Origin of the sequence: Sulfitobacter sp. 15WGC (assembly GCF_005068605.1) — a bacterium.
In the GTDB taxonomy this organism is placed as follows: Bacteria; Pseudomonadota; Alphaproteobacteria; order Rhodobacterales; family Rhodobacteraceae; genus Sulfitobacter; species Sulfitobacter faviae.
This window is the reverse complement of the sequence record NZ_SZNL01000007.1, coordinates 126,554-145,509: the sequence shown is the minus strand read 5'-3', so window position 1 is coordinate 145,509 and position 18,956 is coordinate 126,554. Positions and strand designations below refer to the sequence as shown.

Sequence of the window (18,956 nt, the reverse complement as noted above, 5' to 3'; positions counted from 1 at the left end):
CGCAAGTCAAAAAGATACGGAACCGAATTCGTTAACCAGCAGGGGAGTTGACCATGAAATCCACGGTCCTGAAATCAACCATCACCGGGCTTGTTCTGGCCGCCGCCACGGGCGCGGCTTGGGCGGACAAAGCCAATGACACGCTGAATGTCGCCTTCACCAAAGAGCTTGAGAACGTCGACAGCTACTTCAACTCGTCCCGCGAAGGCGTGGTGCTGCAACGCGCGGTCTGGGATGGTCTGATCTACCGCGATCCGGTCACCAACGAATACATGGGCAACCTCGCCACCGAATGGGAATGGATCGACGACACGACCATCGAATTCAAACTGCGCGAAGGCGTGAAATTCCACGACGGCTCGGACTTCACCGCCGATGACGTGGTCTTTACCGTGAACTACGTCGCCGATGAGGCCAATGGCGTGAAAACGCAGCGCAACGTGAACTGGATGAAATCGGCTGAGAAGGTCGACGACTACACCGTGCGCATCATGCTGAAAGAGAAGTTCCCGGCGGCGATTGAATTCCTCTCCGGCCCCGTTTCGATGTATCCCAGCGACTATTACGAAGAAGCCGGCCCCGAAGGCATGGGCCTGAAACCCGTCGGCACCGGCCCTTACAAGGTGACCGAAGTCGTCCCCGGCCAGCACTTCAAACTGGAAGCCTATGAGGGCTACCACGACAGCCCCAAGGGCAAGCCCAGCATCAAGAACATCGACATCCGCACCATCCCGGATGTGAACACGCAGATGGCGGAACTGTTCAGCGGCTCGCTTGATCTGATCTGGCAGGTGCCATCGGACCAAGCCGAGAAACTGGCCGAGCGGGATGAGTTCCAAGTCTCCAACGAATCCACCATGCGCGTGGGCTATCTGACGCTGGACGCGGCGGGCCGCTCCGAGGACAGCCCCTTTACCGACGTGCGCGTGCGCAAGGCCGTGAACTATGCGATCAACCGTCAGGAACTGGTCGACGCGCTGCTCAAAGGCAAATCCAAAGTCGTCTACACCCCCTGCTTCCCCAGCCAGTTCGGCTGCGACGAAGACGCGGCGGTGAAGTATGAATACAACCCCGAGAAGGCCAAGGAATTGCTGGCCGAGGCGGGCTACGAAGACGGTCTGACCATCGACTTCTACGCCTACCGCGACCGTGAATATGCCGAGGCGATCACCAGCTACCTGAACGCCGTGGGCATCGATACCAACTTCAAGATGTTGCAGTATTCCGCCCTGCGGGAGCAGAACATGAAGGGCGAAACCGCCGTGTCGTTCCAGACATGGGGCAGCTATTCGATCAACGACGCCTCCGCCATGGTCAGCCAGTTCTTCAAACATGGCTCGCTCGACTACGCGATGGACGACGAGACGCTCGAATACCTCAACATCGCCGACAGCTCGACCGACCCCGAGGTCCGCAAAGAGAACTACTCCAAGGCGATCGAACGCATCACCGAGGAAGCCTATTGGGCGCCGATGTTCTCCTACAACACCAACTACGTGACCACCAATGAGGTGGAATACACGCCCACAGCCGACGAAGTCCTGCGCTTCACCACGGCCAGCTGGAAGTAAACCAATCGGCGGGGGCGCCGTGATCGGTGCCCCTGCCCTTCTCCCCTTCCGCACCCAACCCAGACCCACGCGGCAGGCCCTCGCCTGCGGCGCAGCCTCAAGGTAGTTGCACCCGTGCTTCAATTCATTCTCAAACGATTGGGACTGGCCCTTCTCGTGGCCTTCACCGTGTCGTTTATCAGCTTTAGCCTGCTGTTCCTGTCGGGCGACCCCGCCGCCGCGCTGGCCGGTGAAACCGCCAGTGGCGAAGATATCGAGGCCCTGCGCCGTCTCTATGGTTTTGACCGGCCCATGCTGGTGCAGTATGGCGAATGGCTGTTCTCGGCCCTTCAGGGCGATTTCGGCGAAAGCTACTATTTCCGCCTGCCCGTCGCCTCGCTCATCGCCGACCGATTGAGCGTGACCATGACGCTCGGCGTCTGCGGGATCACCTTCGCGTTGCTGACCGCCGTGCCCTTGGGCGTGGTCGCCGCGATCCGCCCCAATTCGATCATCGACCGTGTGGCGCTCTTCATCTCGGTTGCCGGTCAGGCGATGCCGAGCTTCTGGTTCGGCCTCATCCTGATCGTGGTCTTCGCCATCCAACTGGGCTGGCTGCCGCCTTCGGGCACCGACACATGGCGGCATTTCATCCTGCCGACCGTGGTGTTGGGCTATTACGCCATGCCCGCCATCATGCGTCTCACGCGCGCGGGCATGCTGGACGTGTTGAACTCCGACTACATCCGCACCGCGCGGGCCAAGGGCGCGAACGAGCGCCGGGTGCTGTTCCGCCATGCGCTGCGCAACGCGATCATCCCGGTGGTCAGCCTCGCCGCCGTGCAGATGGGCTTCATGCTGGGTGGCTCCATCGTGGTCGAGTCGATCTTCGCGCTGCATGGCGCGGGCTATCTGGCGTGGGAGAGCATCGCGCGTAACGACCTGCCCACGGTGCAGGCGCTGATCCTGATCTTCTCGATGTTCTACATTGTTTTCACCTTCCTCGCAGACGTGCTGAACGCATGGCTCGACCCCCGCATGAGGAGCAGCTGACATGGCCACGGCAAGCACACATGACAGCCTTTTGGACGAAATCACCGGCCCGACCCCCGGCCAGATGCTGCGCAAGCGCATCTTTGGGCACCAAGGTCTGCTGATCGGGGCGGTCGTTCTGATCATCCTCACGATCATCGCGATCCTCGCGCCCTGGATTGCACCGCATGATCCCTATGCCCAAAGTCTGATGACCCGGATGGAGCCTCCCGTGTTCATGCGCGGCACATGGGAGCATCCCTTGGGCACCGACCATCTGGGCCGCGATTACCTGTCGCGCCTCATCTACGGTGCACGGATTTCGCTGCTGATCGGGGCCGTGGCGGCGCTCATCTCGGGCCTGATCGGCACCGCCATGGGCGTGGCTGCGGGCTATTTCGGCGGCAAGGTCGACGCGGTCGTCACCTTCCTCATCAACGTGCGTCTGGCGATGCCGGTGGTACTGGTGGCACTGGCCGTGGTGGCGATCCTTGGCGGATCGCTGCAAGTGGTGATCATGGTGCTGGGCCTGCTCCTGTGGGACCGTTTCGCGGTGGTCATGCGCGCCTCGACCATGCAGGTGCGGCGGCGCGAATATGTTGCCGCGGCACAGGTCATCGGCGCCTCCACCCCGCGCATCCTCTTGTCCGAGATCATGCCCAACATCGCCAACAACCTGATCGTCGTCGTGACGCTGGAGATGGCCCATGCGATCCTTCTGGAAGCCGCACTGTCCTTCCTCGGCCTTGGGGTGCAACCGCCGACGCCGAGCTGGGGGCTCATGGTCTCCGAAGGTAAGAACATGATGCTGTTCGAGCCGTGGCTCGTGCTGATCCCGGGCGCCGTGCTTTTCGTGCTGGTGCTGGCGATCAACCTGATGGGTGACGGTCTGCGCGACGTCACCGCCCCCGAAAACCGGAGCTGACCCATGACAGAACCACTTCTGAGCGTCCGCAACCTGCGGCTCGACATTCCCACGGGCGGCGGCACCCTGCATGCGGTGCGCGGGATCGACTTCGACCTTAACCGTGGCGAAACCCTGTGCATCGTCGGCGAAAGCGGCTCGGGCAAATCGCTCACCTCGCTGGCGCTGATGGGGCTCTTGGGCAAATCCATCAAACGCCGCGCAGATCGGATGACCTTTGACGGGACCGAGTTGACCACCGCCAGCCAAGGCCAGATGCGCAAGCTGCGCGGGGCGCGGATGTCGATGATCTTCCAAGAGCCGATGACCTCGCTCAACCCCGCCTACACCATCGGCGACCAATTGGCCGAGGCGCTGCTCTTGCACCGCAAGGTCAGCCGCCAGCAGGCGCGGGACCGGGCCATCGAGCTTTTGGAAAAGGTCGGCATCACCGCCGCCGAGAGCCGTTTGTCGCAGTACCCGCACCAGCTCTCGGGCGGGTTGCGCCAGCGCGTGATGATCGCCATGGCGCTTATGTGCGAGCCGGAACTGATCATCGCGGACGAGCCGACCACCGCGCTCGACGTGACCATTCAGGCGCAGATCCTGCGACTGCTCCACGATCTGGGGCGCGAGATGAACATGGCCGTGATCCTGATCACCCATGACCTCGGCGTCGTGGCGCGGGTGGCCGATAAGGTCGCGGTGATGTATGCGGGCGAACTGGTCGAGACCGGCCCGGTCGGAGACATCTTCAACGCGCCCTCGCACCCCTACACCCGCGGACTGCTGCGCTGCATCCCGCTGCCCGGCAAGACCGACCGCGGCGCGAAACTGGGCACGATCCCGGGCATCGTGCCCTCGCTCGTGGGCGAGGTTGAGGGCTGCGTCTTCCGTACCCGCTGCCCCCATGCCGTCGCCGAATGCCGTGGCGACATTCCCAAACGCGAGGACGGCAACCACGCCTTCCGCTGCATTTTCCCCGATGGCAAACGCCAGTCCGAGAAGGAGCTGACCGTATGAAGGACAGCGTAAACACACCCCCGGTGCTGGAGCTTTCCGGCGTCAGCAAGACCTACCGGGTGAAACAGGGCATGTTCGGCAAGGTCAAACCGCTCACGGCGGTGAATGACGTGTCGCTACAATTGGGCAAGGGGGAGGTGCTGGGCCTCGTCGGTGAATCCGGCTGCGGCAAATCCACCCTCGCCAAAATCCTCTTGGGGCTGGAGCAGCCGACCGCCGGTCACGTCAAGATCGACGGCGAAGAGATCACGCAGCAGGGCCGTCTGGCGCTGGCGCGGCGGATCCAGCCGATCTTTCAGGACCCCTATTCCTCGCTCAACCCGCGCAAGAGCATCTATGACGTGATCTCTCTGCCGCTGCGGGTGCACAACATCGGTGACGAGGAGAGCCGCAAGAAAAAGGTCAAAGAGATCCTCGACGTGGTGGGCCTGCCGCAACGGGTGATCAACACCTACCCCAGCCAGATGTCGGGCGGCCAGCGCCAGCGTGTGGCCATTGCCCGCGCGCTCATCATGAAGCCCGAGGTGGTGATCTGCGATGAGCCGACCTCGGCGCTGGATGTGTCGGTGCAAAGCCAGATCCTCAACCTGCTGGGCGAGCTGCGCGAGGAGTTCGGCCTGACCTATCTCTTCATCAGCCATGATTTGGCGGTGGTCGAACATCTCGCCACCCGCGTGGCGGTGATGTATCTGGGCGAGATCGTCGAGCAGAACTCGGTCGCCGGGCTCTTTGACGCGCCGCGTCACCCTTACACCAAGGCGCTTTTGAAATCCGTGCTGACGCCCGAACCCGGTTTGGGCGTGCCGGACACGCAGCTTGGCATGGCCTACCCGAACCCGATCGCGCCGCCGCCCGGTTGCCATTTTCACCCGCGCTGCCCGCGCGCGACGGATCTGTGCAAGCAAAAGGCGCCGCGTCACACCCCGATCCCGCAGGGGCATGTCGCCTGCCATCTGCACGATCCGGAAACCCCCATGTACGAACAAGAGTAATCCCATGTCATCGAACCTGTCGCACAGCAGTCAAACCCGCAAAACCGTCATCGAAACCGAACATGGCGTCGTCGCCGCGCAGCATCGGTTGGCAGCAATCGCGGGGGCCGAGGTGCTTGCGGCAGGGGGCGATGCGGTGGATGCGGCTGTGGCCACCTCTTTCGTCATCGGCGTGTTGGAACCTTGGATGAGCGGCCCTGCGGGCGGCGGGGCGATGATGCTCTGGCGCGCCGAGGAAGCCCAAGCCCATGCACTGAACCACGGCATGCGCAGCCCCGGCGCGCTTGATCCGGCGAATTATCCGCTGAGCGGGCGGGGCAAGGCGGGCGATCTCTTCCCGTGGGAGCATGTGGAGGGGGACCGCAACGTCCAAGGCGCCACCGCCATCGCCGTGCCCGGCGTGGTCGACGGGCTGGGCCAAGCGCATGAACGTTTCGGCAAGATGCCTTGGGCCGAGCTGCTTGCCCCAGCGGTTGAACATGCCCGCAAGGGTCTGTTGGTGGATTGGTATGCCGCGTTGGTCATCGCCTCTTGCACGCGCGCCCTTGCGCAGGATGCGGATGCCGCGGACCTCTTTCTGGAAGACGGGCAGTGGCCGACGATCAGCGGCTGGACCGCGCTGGCCGAGAAACGGCTGGACCAATCGCGCATGGCCGACAGTCTTGACCAGATCGCGCGGCACGGGGCGCGCGCGCTCTATGATGGTGACCTCGGGGCCGCGATGGCGCGGGATGTGCAGGACAAGGGCGGCTGCCTCAGCCACGACGACCTGCAAGCCTACCGCGCCGAGTTCAGCGCGCCGCTCGACTTTGCCTACCGCGACGCGCGCTTCCATGTTGTGCCGGGGTTGACCGCCGGGCCGACCTTCCGCGACACCTTTGCTTCCCTCGCGACCGAAGACCTCGGGAACGTCCCCGGCCCCGACAGCTATGCCGCCATGGCCGAGGCGCTCAAAGGCGCCTATGCCCGCCGTCTGGGCTCCATGGGCGACACCGGCGAAAGCCCCGAGGCACCGGGCTGCACCACGCATTTCTCGGTCGTCGACCGTCACGGGAATATGGTGGCGCAGACGCAGACGCTCCTGTCGATCTTCGGCTCCCGCGTCGTCTCTCCCTCCACCGGCTTTTTGATGAACAACGGCATCATGTGGTTCGACCCGGTTCAGGGCCGCCCGAACTCGCTGGGCCCGAACAAGCGCTGCCTGATGAACGTCTGCCCGGTGATCGGCGAACAGGGCGACAAACGCTTTGCCTTCGGCGCTTCCGGCGGGCGCAAGATTTTGGGCGCGGTGGCGCAACTGTCCTCCTTTGTCACCGATTTTGACATGTCGCTCGAAGACAGTTTCCACGCGCCGCGCATTGACGCTTCGGACGCCAACCAGCTCATCGCCGATGAAAGCCTGCCGCGCGATGTGCTCGACCGGCTGCGCGAGAACAATGAGGTCGCCGAGACCAAACGCACGATCTTCCCCTACGCTTTCGCCTGCCCCGCAGGCGTGATGCGCGCGGGCGGGCAGAATTCCGGCTGCACCGAGATTATGTCGCCTTGGGGCGACGCCATTTCCGAAGATATGACAAAGGACATTGAAGCATGACCCGCGATCAAGCGATCGAAGCGATCTCGACCTATTTCGATGAGGGGACATTCCAAGCCGAACTGGCCAACCTCGTCTCGTACGAGACCGAGAGCCAGAACCCTGACCAAGCCCCCGAACTGAAACGCTATCTGGTCGAGACGATGGAGCCGCGGCTGACGGCGATGGGCTTTGCCTGCAGCTTTCACGACAATCCCGACCCGCGCGGCGGCCCCTTTCTGGTGGGCGAGCGCCGCGAGGGGGATGACCTGCCGACCGTGCTGACCTATGGCCACGGCGACGTGATCCGCGCCCAGACCGACCAGTGGCGCGAGGGGCTGCATCCTTTCAAACTGGTCGAAGAGGGCGACAAGCTTTATGGCCGCGGCACCGCCGACAACAAGGGCCAGCACCTGATCAACATCGCCGCCATCGAAGCCGTGCTGAAAACCCGCGGCAAGCTCGGCTTCAACTGCCGCATCGTGATCGAGATGAGCGAGGAGACCGGCAGCGCGGGCCTGCCCGAGTTCTTTGCCGAACACCGCGAGGAACTGACCGCCGACGTGCTCATCGCCTCGGACGGGCCGCGGCTGCAACCTGAAGTGCCGACCATGTTCATGGGCTCGCGCGGGGGCGTGTCGTTTGATCTGATCGTCGACAAACGCGAAGGCGCGCATCACTCGGGCAACTGGGGTGGCTTGCTTGCCGATCCGGCAATGATCTTGGCGCAGGCCCTGTCGACCATCACCGACAAACGCGGACAAATCCAGATCCCCGAGTGGCGGCCCGACAGCCTGACCCCCTCGGTCCGCGCGGCGTTGAAAGATCTGCCGATCGAAAGCGACGATGGCCCCGCCATCGACAGCGATTGGGGCGAAGAAGACCTGACCCCGGTCGAGCGCGCCTACGGCTGGAACAGCTTTGCCATCCTCGCGATGAAAAGCGGCGTGCCCGAAGCGCCGGTCAACGCGATCTCGGCCCATGCGACGGCCACCTGCCAATTGCGCTATGTGGTCGGCACCGACCCCGAAGACATCCTGCCCGCCCTGCGCCGGCACCTTGATAAACAGGGGTTCGAGGATGTCCGGATCGAACCGCATGACCGCGGCTTTTTCCGCGCGACGCGGCTGGATGCGGATCACCCTTGGGTCAAATTCGTGGCCGACTCTCTGACGAAAAGCGCCGGGAAAGCGCCGCATATCCTGCCCAACCTCGCAGGCTCGCTGCCTAATGACAGTTTCAGCGATATCTTGGGTCTGCCCACCGTCTGGGTGCCGCATTCCTACCGCAGCTGTTCGCAGCACGCGCCGGATGAACATGTGCTGAAACCCGTCTGCCGCGATGCGCTGCGGGTGATGGCGGGCGTGTTCTGGGACTTGGGCGAAGGCAATACGCCGCCGCGCGCCGCCTAAAACTGCCGGGCGGGGGCCGTGGCCCCTGCCCGCTACATTGCTGCGCGGATGCAGGCTTCGAGGGTTTCCGCCTCAAGCACGCAAGGGTTCGCACGCATGGAGGAAGAGGCCGCCGCCTCGCGGGCCGTCTCGCCCAGATCCGCATCTTCGGGGATCCATTGGTTCAACCGCTCCAGCCCCCAATCATCGAGCAAGGCGGTCAGCGCGTCGAACGTGCCTTCCTCAGGCAGGTCGAACCCATCGGAGAGCCACATCTGCACTTCCGTGAAGCGGGCCGAGACCCCGAGCGCATCCGCGTTCGCGGCCAGAACCGGCCCCAACAGCCGCCCGCAGATCAGCCCATGCGGCGCGCCGAAACGCCCGCCGATCACACCTGCCAGCCCATGCACGGCCCCGAGGCCCGCATTGGCCAGTGCCAAACCGCCCGAGAGGCTGACATAGGCCAGCGCATCCCGCGCGGCTGGATCCTCTCCCGCAGCCAGACGTTTAAGCGCGGTGATGCCCTGCGGGATCGCGGCGCGGCAGAGCGCATCTGTCAGCGGGTTGGCTTTGCTGGACAGATAGGGCTCGATCACCTGCACCAGCGCGTCGAGGCCGGAGCCCAAGGTCACCCCACGCGGCGCGCCATCGGTCAGCGCCGGGTCGACCAAGGCCAGACGCGGCAGCATACGGTCGTCGCGCAGGCTGACTTTTCGCGCGGCCTCCGGCACGGCGATGACGGCGTTTTTGGTCACCTCGGCTCCGGTGCCTGCGGTGGTAGGGATCGCGATCATCGGCAGCGGGTCGGCCTGCAAGGGCCTGCCCCCGCCCACGACTTCGAGATGCTCCATCACGTCGCACTCCGACGGGATCAACGCCGCTGCCGCCTTGGCAAGATCGATCACCGCGCCACCGCCCACGCCCAGCACCACATCCGCGCCGCGCCCCGCCGCCACGGCGGCGCGCACGTCGTCGACCGACGGCTCGCCACTGCTGCGCAACTGGCTCACCTCGCAGCCCGCCGCCGCCAAATCGCGCACCAGTTCATCGACCCATGCGACCGAACCGCCGCGCAGCAAAAGCACCTGCCGTCCATAACCCCGCGCGGCTGAGGCCGCTTCACCCGCGACCCCGCGCCCAAAGCGGATGCGCCCGGCGGTGGCGAAACCGAAAGGGGACATCCTCTGCATCAGAACTGCAACGTCGCCTGAACAGCCCGCTGCCAAGCGCCGTATTTCTCTTCGCGCGCGGCCTCGTCCATCTGGGTTTCAAACCGCCGGTCGAGCGCCCATTCGCGGGCGAAACCCTCCATATCGGGGTAGATGCCCGCCCGCTGCCCGGCCAGCCACGCGGCCCCAAGCGCGGTAGTCTCCAGCACATCGGGGCGGTCCACCGAGGCGCCGATCACGTCCGAGAGGAACTGCATCGCCCAGTCACTGGCGCTCATCCCGCCGTCGACGCGCAGGGTCGCAATCTCGCCCGGCTGGCCTTGGGCGGCCCAATCGGCCTGCATGGCTTCCAAAAGGTCGCGGGTCTGGTAGCCCACGCTTTCGAGAGCCGCCCGCGCGAGCTCCGCAGGGCCGGAGTTGCGCGTCAGCCCATAGATCGCGCCGCGGCATTCGGCGTTCCAATAGGGCGCGCCGAGGCCCACGAAAGCAGGCACCAGCACCACGTTCTGATGCGGATCGGCCTGCTCGGCCAGAGCCTGAGTCTCGCCCGCCTCGCGGATCATCTTGAGCCCGTCGCGCAGCCATTGCACCACGGCCCCGGCGACGAAGATCGAGCCTTCGAGCGCATAGGTCGGTTTGCCATCAAGCTGGTAGGCGATGGTGGTGAGCAACCGGTTGGTCGAGGTCACCGCCGTCTCGCCCGTGTTCAGCAGGGCAAAACAGCCGGTGCCATAGGTCGATTTCATCATGCCGGGCTGGAAACAGGCCTGCCCGATGGTCGCGGCCTGCTGGTCGCCCGCGACGCCGAGGATTGGGATCTCGCGGCCAAAGAGGTCGGGCCGCGTGGTGCCGAAATCGGCGGCGCAGTCCTGCACCTCGGGCAGCATTTCGAGCGGCACGTCGAACATCTTGCAGATCGTCGTGCTCCAGCGGCCTTTGTGGATGTCATAGAGCATGGTGCGGGCGGCATTGGTGGCATCAGTCACATGTCGCGCGCCGCCGGTGAGCTTCCAGATTAGATAGCTGTCGACGGTGCCGAAAAGCAGCTCGCCCGCCCGCGCCCGTTCGCGCGCGCCTTCGACATTGTCGAGGATCCATTTCAGCTTGGTGCCCGAGAAATAGGGATCGGCCAGAAGGCCGGTGCGTTCGGTGATGATCTTGTCGTCGCCGCTTTCGCGCAGCGCGCGGCAGAAATCGGCGGTGCGGCGGTCTTGCCAGACGATGGCGTTATGGACCGGCTTGCCGGTTTTCGCGTCCCAGACCAGCGTCGTCTCGCGCTGGTTGGTGATGCCGATGGCGGCGATGTCATCGGGGCGCAGACCGGCCTTTTCGATCACCGCGCGGCAGGTGCCAGCGGTGGTCGACCACAGATCGCCCGGATCATGCTCAACCCAGCCGGAGCGAGGGAAATGCTGCGGGAACTCTTCTTGGGCCGTGGCGGCGACCTTCATGTCGCCGTCAAAGATGATCGCCCGCGAGGAGGTGGTTCCCTGATCAATGGCGAGGATATGGGTCATGGCGCGGCCCCCGGATGTTGGATGAAACGAAAAAGGGGCCGGAACGCTGCTGCGTCCCGGCCCCCGAAAGTTTGGCTTACTGCCAGGACTTGATCAACTCTTCGTAGCTGATGGTCTCGGGCTCGGGGTCTTCGTTGTCGAGCTTGGCAACGGGCGAACCTTCCTGCTCAAGCCAGTAGGAGGCTTCACGCTCTTCGTTCATTTTCGGACCCAGATCACCTTGGACGCCTGCGCGCTCAAGACGTTCCATGACCTTTTCCTGCTCGGCGCAGAGGCTGTCGAGCGCTTCCTGAGGTGTTTTCGCACCCGACATCGCGTCGCCGATGTTCTGCCACCACAGCTGCGCCAGCTTGGGGTAATCCGGCACGTTCGTCCCTGTGGGCGACCATGCGGTGCGCGCGGGCGAACGGTAGAATTCCACCAGACCGCCGAGTTTCGGCGCGCGTTCGGTGAAGCTGTCGTGCTGGATGGTCGACTCGCGGATGAAGGTCAGACCGGCATGGGCCTTTTCCACGTCCACGGTTTTCGAGGTCACGAACTGCGCATAGAGCCATGCGGCCTTGGCGCGGTCGACGGGCGTGCTTTCCATCAGCGTCCAGCTGCCCACGTCTTGATAACCAACCTTCTGGCCTTCTTTCCAGTAGGCGCCATGCGGGCTGGGGGCCATGCGCCACTTGGGCGTGCCATCTTCGTTCAGCACGGCCTTGGCGCTGTCGTTCACCATGTCGGCGGTGAAGGCGGTGTACCAGAACATCTGCTGGGCGATGGCACCCTGCGCGGGCACCGGACCGGCTTCGCCGAAGGTCATGCCAGCGGCTGCGGGGGGCGTGTACTTCTCAAGCCATTCGATGGACTTGGTGATCGCATAGACCGCCGCCGCATCGTTGGTGGCACCACCACGGGTCACACAGGAACCGACCGGCTGCGAGTTTTCGTTAACGCGGATGCCCCATTCGTCGACCGGCAGGCCGTTGGGCTCACCCACGTCGCCGCCGCCCGCCATGGAGAGCCACGCATCGGTGTAGCGCCAGCCAAGGCTCGGGTCTTTCTTGCCGTAGTCCATGTTGCCGTAGACTTCGACGCCGTCGATGGTGCGGCCGGTGAAGAATTCGGCGATGTCTTCGTAAGCGGACCAGTTGACCGGCACGCCCAGGTCATAGCCGTATTTCTCTTTGAACTCGGCCATCAACTCAGGATCGGTGAACCAGTCCTGGCGGAACCAGTAAAGGTTCGCGAACTGCTGGTCGGGCAGCTGATACAGTTCGCCATCGGGCGAGGTGGTGAAATCAAGGCCGATGTAGTCATCGAGATCGAGACCGGGGTTGGTCACGTCCTTGCCTTCGTTCGCCATCCAATCGGTCAGGCTGCGCGCCTGCTTGTAGCGCCAGTGGGTGCCGATCAGGTCAGAGTCGTTGATATAGGCGTCGTAGATGTTCTCGCCCGACTGCATCTGCGTTTGCAGCTTTTCAACCACGTCGCCCTCGCCGATCAGGTCGTGGGTGATGTTGATGCCGGTGATCGCGCTGAAGGCCGGCGCCAGCACATTGGCTTCATATTCGTGGGTGGTGATGGTCTCGGACACGACTTTGATGTCCATGCCTTTGAACGGCTCGGCAGCGTCGATGAAGAATTGCATCTCCGCTTCCTGCTCTTCGCGGCTCAGCGCGGAGCGTTCGATTTCCTCGTCGAGGAACTTCTTCGCGGCTTCCATATCCGCGAATGCTGGCCCGGCGAGCAGACCGAGCGTGACCGCCAAAGCGGTACTCGATTTCATGACAGATCGTTTCATTATGTCCTCCCTAGACATTTGGTCGTGTCGTATGGCGGCCCCGGTTGCCCGGGGTCCGCCGTGATAGCGCCTAGACCCAGCGAAATACGGCTGCGGCATAGGCAAGGCAGACCAGCAGCGCATAGGGCTGCGGACCCGCCTCGAAACCCAGCCAGATCAAATTGATAAAGGCCGAGCCGAGAAGCGTGATGAACAGACGGTCACCACGGGTTGTCTCAATCCTGAGGATGCCCACACGGGGCGTCTCAGGGAATTTGATCGCGAGGATCGTGAAGGTCACGAGTAACAGCGCGATGACACCGAAGAAGATCGCGGTGGGCATGGTCCAAGCCATCCAAGACATGGGCGGTCTCCTCTCTTATACCCGCCCGAGGGCAAAGCCCTTGGCGATGTAGTTGCGGACGAAATAGATCACCAGCGCGCCCGGCACGATGGTCAGCACACCCGCCGCGGCCAAGACGCCCCAGTCGAGGCCGGAAGCGGAGACCGTACGGGTCATGGTGGCGGCGATGGGTTTGGCGTCGACGGAGGTCAGCGTGCGCGACAAGAGCAGTTCCACCCATGAGAACATGAAGCAGAAGAAGGCCGCGACCCCGATGCCGCTGGCGATCAGCGGGGTAAAGATGCGGATAAAGAAACGCGGGAAGGAATAGCCGTCGAGGTAGGCCGTCTCGTCGATCTCTTTCGGCACGCCGCGCATGAAACCTTCGAGGATCCAAACCGCGAGCGGCACGTTGAACAGGCAGTGTGCCAGCGCCACGGCGATATGCGTGTCAAAGAGATTGACCGAAGAATAGAGCTGAAAGAACGGCAACGCGAAAACGGCGGGCGGCGACATGCGGTTTGTCAGCAGCCAGAAGAACAGGTGTTTGTCGCCCAGAAACGTGTAGCGCGAGAAAGCATAGGCCGCCGGCAGCGCCACGGCGAGCGAGATCACCGTGTTCATCACCACATAAATCAGACTGTTCACATAGCCCATGTACCAGCTCGGATCGGTGAGGATCTTGGCATAGTTCGCCAGCGTCAGGTCCCGCGGATAGAGCGAGAAGGACCCGAGGATTTCGGCGTTGGTCTTGAGGCTCATGTTGATGAGCCAATAGATCGGCAGCATCAGAAACAGCAGGTACAGCGTCATCACCACCACCGAGCCCTTGGGCCGGAAGCGGCTGCGCCGGGTGCGTTTGGCAGCGGTCACGTCACCCGGAATGGGCGCGGCGCCGGGGGCTTGCACGGTTGTGTCGGTCATCACACACCATCCCTTTTGTCGAGGTTGACCATCACGGTGTAGAACACCCATGAAATCAACAGGATCACGAGGAAATACATCAGGCTGAACGCCGCTGCGGGGCCGAGGTCAAACTGGCCGATGGCCATTTTCACCAAGTCGATCGACAGGAAGGTCGTGGCATTGCCCGGCCCGCCGCCGGTCACGACGAACGGCTCTGTATAGATCATGAAGCTGTCCATGAAGCGCAGCAGAATGGCGATCATCAGCACGCCCGCCATCTTGGGCAGTTCGATGTAGCGGAACACGGCCCAACGGCTGGCTTGGTCGATCTTGGCCGCCTGATAGTAAGCGTCTGGAATGGATTGCAGACCGGCATAGGCCAAGAGCGCCACCAAAGAGGTCCAGTGCCAGACGTCCATCACCACAACCGTGATCCACGCCGAAGTGATGTCTTGGGTGTAGTTATAGGTGATACCCAGCTTGTCGAGCGTATAGCCCAGAAGGCCAATGTCGACCCGGCCAAAGATCTGCCAGATGGTGCCGACCACGTTCCACGGGATCAGCAGCGGCAGGGACATCAGGACAAGGCAGAAGCTGGCCCAGAACCCGTTTTTCGGCATGTTGAGCGCAACAAAGATGCCGAGCGGGATTTCAATTGCCAGAATGACGCCCGAGAAGATCAACTGACGGCCAAGCGCGTCCCACATCCGGTCGCTGTCGAGCATGTCGGAAAACCACTCGAGCCCGGCCCAGAAAAACTCGTTCCGGCCAAAGGTGTCTTGCACCGAGTAGTTGACCACGGTCATCAGCGGGATCACGGCCGAAAAGGCCACGAGGATCAGCACCGGCAGGACAAGGAACCATGCCTTTTGGTTGACGGTCTTGTTCATGCGGCCTCTCCCTCTGCGCTGATGCGCCAGTCGTCGTCATAGACGTTGATGCCCGCCGGATCGAAACTGATCGCGGTGTTTTCGCTCGGCACCGACGCGCCTTCTTCGGCGATGGCGCTGACCTGCTGGCCTGCGACGTCGAGACGGATGATCTTGTGACGGCCCACATCCTCGACACGGGTCACCTTGGCCGGAAGGCCCAGACCTTCGCCATTGATCCGAACGAATTCGGGCCGGACGCCCAGTTGCGTTTTCTGGCCCTTGGGGGCGTAGGTCTTGTTCAAATTGACACTCGTGCCCGCGACCTGCGCCGCATTGCCCGCGATCTGCGCGTCAAAGAGGTTCATCCCCGGCGAGCCGATGAAATAGCCCACGAAAGTATGGGCAGGCCGCTCGAAAAGCTCTTGCGGCGTGCCGATCTGCACCACGCGGCCATCATACATCACCACCACCTTATCGGCGAAGGTCAGCGCCTCGGTCTGGTCGTGGGTGACGTAGATCATCGTGTGGCCGAATTCGTGGTGCAGCGATTTGAGCTGCGTGCGCAGTTCCCACTTCATATGGGGGTCGATCACCGTGAGCGGCTCGTCGAACAAGAGCGCGTTCACGTCTTCGCGCACCATGCCGCGGCCCAGCGAAATCTTCTGCTTGGCATCTGCTGTGAGGCCCCGCGCCTTGCGGTTCAGCTCATCCTCCATGCCGATCATCTTGGCGATCTGCTGGACCCGGGACGCAACATAAGAGGCATCCGCGCCACGGTTGCGCAGCGGGAAGGCCAGATTGTCATGTACAGTCATCGTGTCGTAAACGACCGGGAACTGGAAAACCTGCGCGATGTTGCGCTCGGCGGTCGGCGCATGGGTGACGTCTACGTCATTGAATAGGATGCGCCCCTGCGAAGGCTGCAAAAGCCCCGAAATGATGTTGAGCAACGTAGATTTCCCACAGCCCGAGGCGCCCAGAAGCGCATAGGCTTCGCCGTCGATCCAATCGTGGTTCAATTCCTTGAGGGCGAAATCATCCTCACCGCTGGGATTGGGCAGATAGGAATGGGCGAGGTTATCAAGCGTGATCTTGGCCATTATGCCGCCTCCGCATAGGGCGCGGCCGAGACGAGCGCCCCGTTCGCGTCAAACAGGTAGATATGCGCCGGGTCCAGATAAACCGGCAGGGGCTGGCCGGGCTGCAAATGCTGGATGCCATGCACCAGACCGACCCATTTCGCGCCGTGGTAATCGAGGTGGATAAAGGTCTCCGACCCCGTGATCTCGGTCACGTTCAGCACCGCGTCAAAGCCGATGGCCTCGGGCGCTGCGCGCTTAGCGTGAGGTGGTTGGGGCGGAAACCGGCGGTATATTCGCCGTCGCGCAAGCTCGCCATCGTGGCGGGCGCCGCCATCTCACCGCCGTCGAACCGCAGCGTGTCGCCCGATTTGGTCATGCTGAGGAAGTTCATCGGCGGGTCAGAGAACACCCGCGCCGTGGTCGCATTCTCGGGCCGGCGGTAGACGCTCGGCGTCGGGCCGAATTGCGTAACGCGGCCTTCCCAGAGCGTCGCGGTATTGCCGCCCAGAAGCAGCGCCTCTTCCGGCTCGGTCGTGGCATAGACAAAGATCGACCCAGCCCGTTCAAAGATACGCGGGATTTCGGCGCGGAGTTCTTCGCGCAGCTTGTAGTCGAGGTTGGCCAACGGCTCATCCAAGAGCACCAGCCCGGCATTCTTGACCAGCGCGCGTGCCAAGGCGCAGCGCTGCTGCTGGCCGCCCGAAAGCTCCAGCGGCTTGCGGTCAAGCATCGGGGTGAGCTGCATCAGCTCGGCGGTTTCGCGGACGGCACGATCAATCTCATCCTTCGACTTGCCCACCAGCTTCATCGGAGAGGCGATGTTGTCGTAAACCGTCATCGAGGGGTAGTTGATGAACTGCTGATAGACCATGGCGACCTTGCGGTCCTGCACCCGCATGCCGGTCACGTCTTCGCCGTTCCAGATCACCTGCCCCGTGCCCGGCACATCGAGCCCCGCCATCAGCCGCATCAGCGACGTCTTGCCCGAGGATGTAGGGCCCAAAAGCACGTTCATCGTGCCCTTTTCCAAGGTCAGGTCGGTCGGGTAGATATGCGTTTGGCCGCCTACCGTCTTCGACACGTTCTTCAGGATCAAACTCACGTTCGACCTCCCCTCATTCCGCCGCAGAGGCGGCTTGTTTCGCCGCGCGCATCTGCATCCATTCATCAAGACGCGCGATCTGCGTCTCGTCCATTCGCAGGCCCAGCTTGCTGCGGCGCCAGACGACGTCCTCTGCGCTGAGGGCATATTCCTTGTTCATCAGCCAAGCGGCCTCGCGCGCGGTGAGGGTGGCCCCGAAATGCTCGCCCATATCCGCCAGCGTCTTGGCCTCGCCCGCCATCGCCCAAGCATCCGTACCATAGGCGCGGATCAGCCGTGCCGCCCAGCTTTCATCCAGAAAGTCATAATCCGCTTTCAGCCGCGCGATCAACTGCGCCACGCCGTCCACCGGGAAATCACCGCCGGGCAGGGCAACGCCCGCAGTCCAATGGCCCGACAGCCCGTCGAAATGCGGCGCGATCAACTCCAGCGCGTCTTCGGCCAGTTTGCGGTAGGTCGTAATCTTACCGCCAAAGACATTGAGGATCGGCGCGCCGCCGGTCTTGTCGACCTTGAGGGTATAGTCCCGCGTCGCCGCCGTGGCGCTGCTGGCGCCATCGTCATAAAGCGGTCGCACGCCGGAATAGGTCCAGACGATGTCTTTACGGGTGATGTCCTGCTTGAGATAGCCGTTCACGAAGTCGATCAGGTAGTCCTGCTCTTCGGGCGTGCATTCCGGGGTGACGGACGGATCAGGATGATCGGCGTCGGTGGTGCCGATCAGGGTGAAATCCTGCTCATAGGGGATCGTGAAGATGATCCGCCCATCGGTGCCTTGGAAGAAATAGCATTTGTCGTGATCGTAGAGCCGCTTGGTCACGATATGGCTACCGCGCACCAGCCGCACCCCTTCGGAGGAGTTCAGCCGCGCGGTGTTGTGGATAATGTCGCCGACCCACGGGCCGCCCGCGTTGACCAGCATCTTGGCATGGATCACCTCGCGCTGGCCATCCGCGCCATGCTCTACCGTGACCGCCCAGCCATCGGCGCTGCGGTCGGCAGAGACGACTTTGGTCCGTGTCATGATGCGCGCGCCGCGCAGTTCCGCGTCGCGGGCGTTCAGCACCACAAGGCGGGAGTCTTCGATCCAGCAGTCGGAGTATTCAAAAGCCTTCTCGAACCGGTCCTCCAGCGGCGCCCCTTCGGGCGTGCCGCGCAAGGACAGGCTGCGTGTGGAGGGCAGGATTTTACGCCCGCCGAGGTTGTCATAGAGAAACAGGCCCAGTCGGATCAGCCATGCCGGGCGGCGGCCCCGCATCCACGGCATGAACAACCGCAGCAGCTTAGAGGTCGGCGTGTCGCCCTCGAACCGCATGTCGCGGTGATAGGGCAGCACGAAACGCATCGGCCAAGAGATATGCGGCATCGCCTTCAGCAGCACCTCGCGCTCGGTCAGCGCGTGGCGCACGAGGCCGATCTCGAAATACTCAAGGTAGCGCAGCCCGCCGTGGAAAAGCTTGGTCGAGGCCGAAGAGGTCGCCGAGGCCAGATCGTTCATCTCGGCCAAGGTCACGCTCAGACCCCGGCCTGCCGCGTCGCGCGCAATCCCGGCGCCGTTAATGCCACCACCGATGACGAATAGATCGACCGGGGCAGCGGCCATATGGCTATCGGGCTGTTGGTTCACGATCCGGCCCTCCCCCAGCTCAGACTGTCCAATTTGGGGCAGTGTTACGAAACGACTCTCATCTGCACAAGAATTATTTTCGTTTATGTTCGTTTCTCCAGCATA

The 18,956-nt window shown here is 63.1% G+C and carries 15 protein-coding genes and 1 pseudogene; 7 read left to right on the top strand and 9 right to left on the bottom strand.

Annotated elements, in window-relative coordinates:
* Positions 1–53: 53 nt before the first annotated feature.
* The 7 genes from FCK22_RS08095 to FCK22_RS08065 all read left to right on the top strand — a co-directional run bounded on the left by FCK22_RS08095 (position 54) and on the right by FCK22_RS08065 (position 8,486).
* Complete coding sequence (locus tag FCK22_RS08095; protein ID WP_067265130.1) at positions 54–1,571, top strand: ABC transporter substrate-binding protein; 1,518 nt, start codon at positions 54–56, stop codon at positions 1,569–1,571.
* Positions 1,572–1,685: 114 nt separating this feature from the next.
* Positions 1,686–2,603 (top strand): ABC transporter permease, encoded by a 918-nt coding sequence (locus tag FCK22_RS08090; RefSeq protein ID WP_136720362.1) that lies wholly within the window; start codon positions 1,686–1,688, stop codon positions 2,601–2,603.
* A 1-nt stretch (position 2,604) separates the two neighbouring features.
* On the top strand, positions 2,605–3,507 hold the full coding sequence (locus FCK22_RS08085; RefSeq protein WP_067268444.1) for an ABC transporter permease: 903 nt from the start codon (positions 2,605–2,607) through the stop codon (positions 3,505–3,507).
* Positions 3,508–3,510: 3 nt separating this feature from the next.
* Positions 3,511–4,509 carry an ABC transporter ATP-binding protein gene (locus FCK22_RS08080; protein ID WP_067268446.1) on the top strand — a complete coding sequence of 333 codons (999 nt, stop codon included), beginning with the start codon at positions 3,511–3,513 and terminating at the stop codon, positions 4,507–4,509.
* The gene (locus FCK22_RS08075) at positions 4,506–5,501 is read left to right on the top strand and encodes an oligopeptide/dipeptide ABC transporter ATP-binding protein (RefSeq protein WP_067268447.1); all 996 of its coding nucleotides are present in this window, start codon (positions 4,506–4,508) and stop codon (positions 5,499–5,501) included. The genes FCK22_RS08080 and FCK22_RS08075 overlap by 4 nt, the downstream gene beginning before the upstream one ends.
* Before the next feature lie 4 nt (positions 5,502–5,505).
* On the top strand, positions 5,506–7,095 hold the full coding sequence (locus tag FCK22_RS08070; RefSeq protein ID WP_067268449.1) for a gamma-glutamyltransferase: 1,590 nt from the start codon (positions 5,506–5,508) through the stop codon (positions 7,093–7,095).
* Positions 7,092–8,486: a M20 family metallopeptidase gene (locus tag FCK22_RS08065; protein WP_067268451.1), complete on the top strand. Its 1,395-nt coding sequence runs from the start codon at positions 7,092–7,094 to the stop codon at positions 8,484–8,486. The genes FCK22_RS08070 and FCK22_RS08065 overlap by 4 nt, the downstream gene beginning before the upstream one ends.
* Before the next feature lie 32 nt (positions 8,487–8,518).
* On the opposite strand, the gene FCK22_RS08060 is transcribed toward FCK22_RS08065, so the two are convergent.
* The 9 genes and pseudogenes from FCK22_RS08060 to glpD form a co-directional block, all read right to left on the bottom strand.
* Positions 8,519–9,646: an iron-containing alcohol dehydrogenase gene (locus tag FCK22_RS08060; RefSeq protein WP_067268453.1), complete on the bottom strand. Its 1,128-nt coding sequence runs from the start codon at positions 9,644–9,646 to the stop codon at positions 8,519–8,521.
* Positions 9,647–9,654: 8 nt separating this feature from the next.
* Complete coding sequence (gene glpK, locus FCK22_RS08055) at positions 9,655–11,151, bottom strand: glycerol kinase GlpK (RefSeq protein WP_067268454.1); 1,497 nt, start codon at positions 11,149–11,151, stop codon at positions 9,655–9,657.
* A 76-nt stretch (positions 11,152–11,227) separates the two neighbouring features.
* The gene (locus FCK22_RS08050; RefSeq protein ID WP_136720367.1) at positions 11,228–12,925 is read right to left on the bottom strand and encodes an ABC transporter substrate-binding protein; all 1,698 of its coding nucleotides are present in this window, start codon (positions 12,923–12,925) and stop codon (positions 11,228–11,230) included.
* Between the two features lie 85 nt (positions 12,926–13,010).
* On the bottom strand, positions 13,011–13,283 hold the full coding sequence (locus tag FCK22_RS08045) for a DUF2160 domain-containing protein (protein ID WP_067268456.1): 273 nt from the start codon (positions 13,281–13,283) through the stop codon (positions 13,011–13,013).
* A gap of 15 nt (positions 13,284–13,298) precedes the next feature.
* A complete protein-coding gene (locus tag FCK22_RS08040) occupies positions 13,299–14,186 on the bottom strand; it encodes a carbohydrate ABC transporter permease (RefSeq protein WP_067268458.1) in 888 nt (295 codons plus the stop codon).
* A complete protein-coding gene (locus FCK22_RS08035) occupies positions 14,186–15,058 on the bottom strand; it encodes a sugar ABC transporter permease (RefSeq protein WP_067268460.1) in 873 nt (290 codons plus the stop codon). The genes FCK22_RS08040 and FCK22_RS08035 overlap by 1 nt, the downstream gene beginning before the upstream one ends.
* On the bottom strand, positions 15,055–16,140 hold the full coding sequence (locus tag FCK22_RS08030; RefSeq protein ID WP_067268461.1) for an ABC transporter ATP-binding protein: 1,086 nt from the start codon (positions 16,138–16,140) through the stop codon (positions 15,055–15,057). Before FCK22_RS08030 ends, FCK22_RS08035 begins: the two co-directional genes overlap by 4 nt.
* Positions 16,140–17,224: pseudogene (locus tag FCK22_RS08025) on the bottom strand (ABC transporter ATP-binding protein). Before FCK22_RS08025 ends, FCK22_RS08030 begins: the two are co-directional and overlap by 1 nt.
* A gap of 13 nt (positions 17,225–17,237) precedes the next feature.
* A complete protein-coding gene (glpD, locus tag FCK22_RS08020) occupies positions 17,238–18,827 on the bottom strand; it encodes a glycerol-3-phosphate dehydrogenase (RefSeq protein ID WP_067268464.1) in 1,590 nt (529 codons plus the stop codon).
* Positions 18,828–18,956 lie beyond the last annotated feature (129 nt).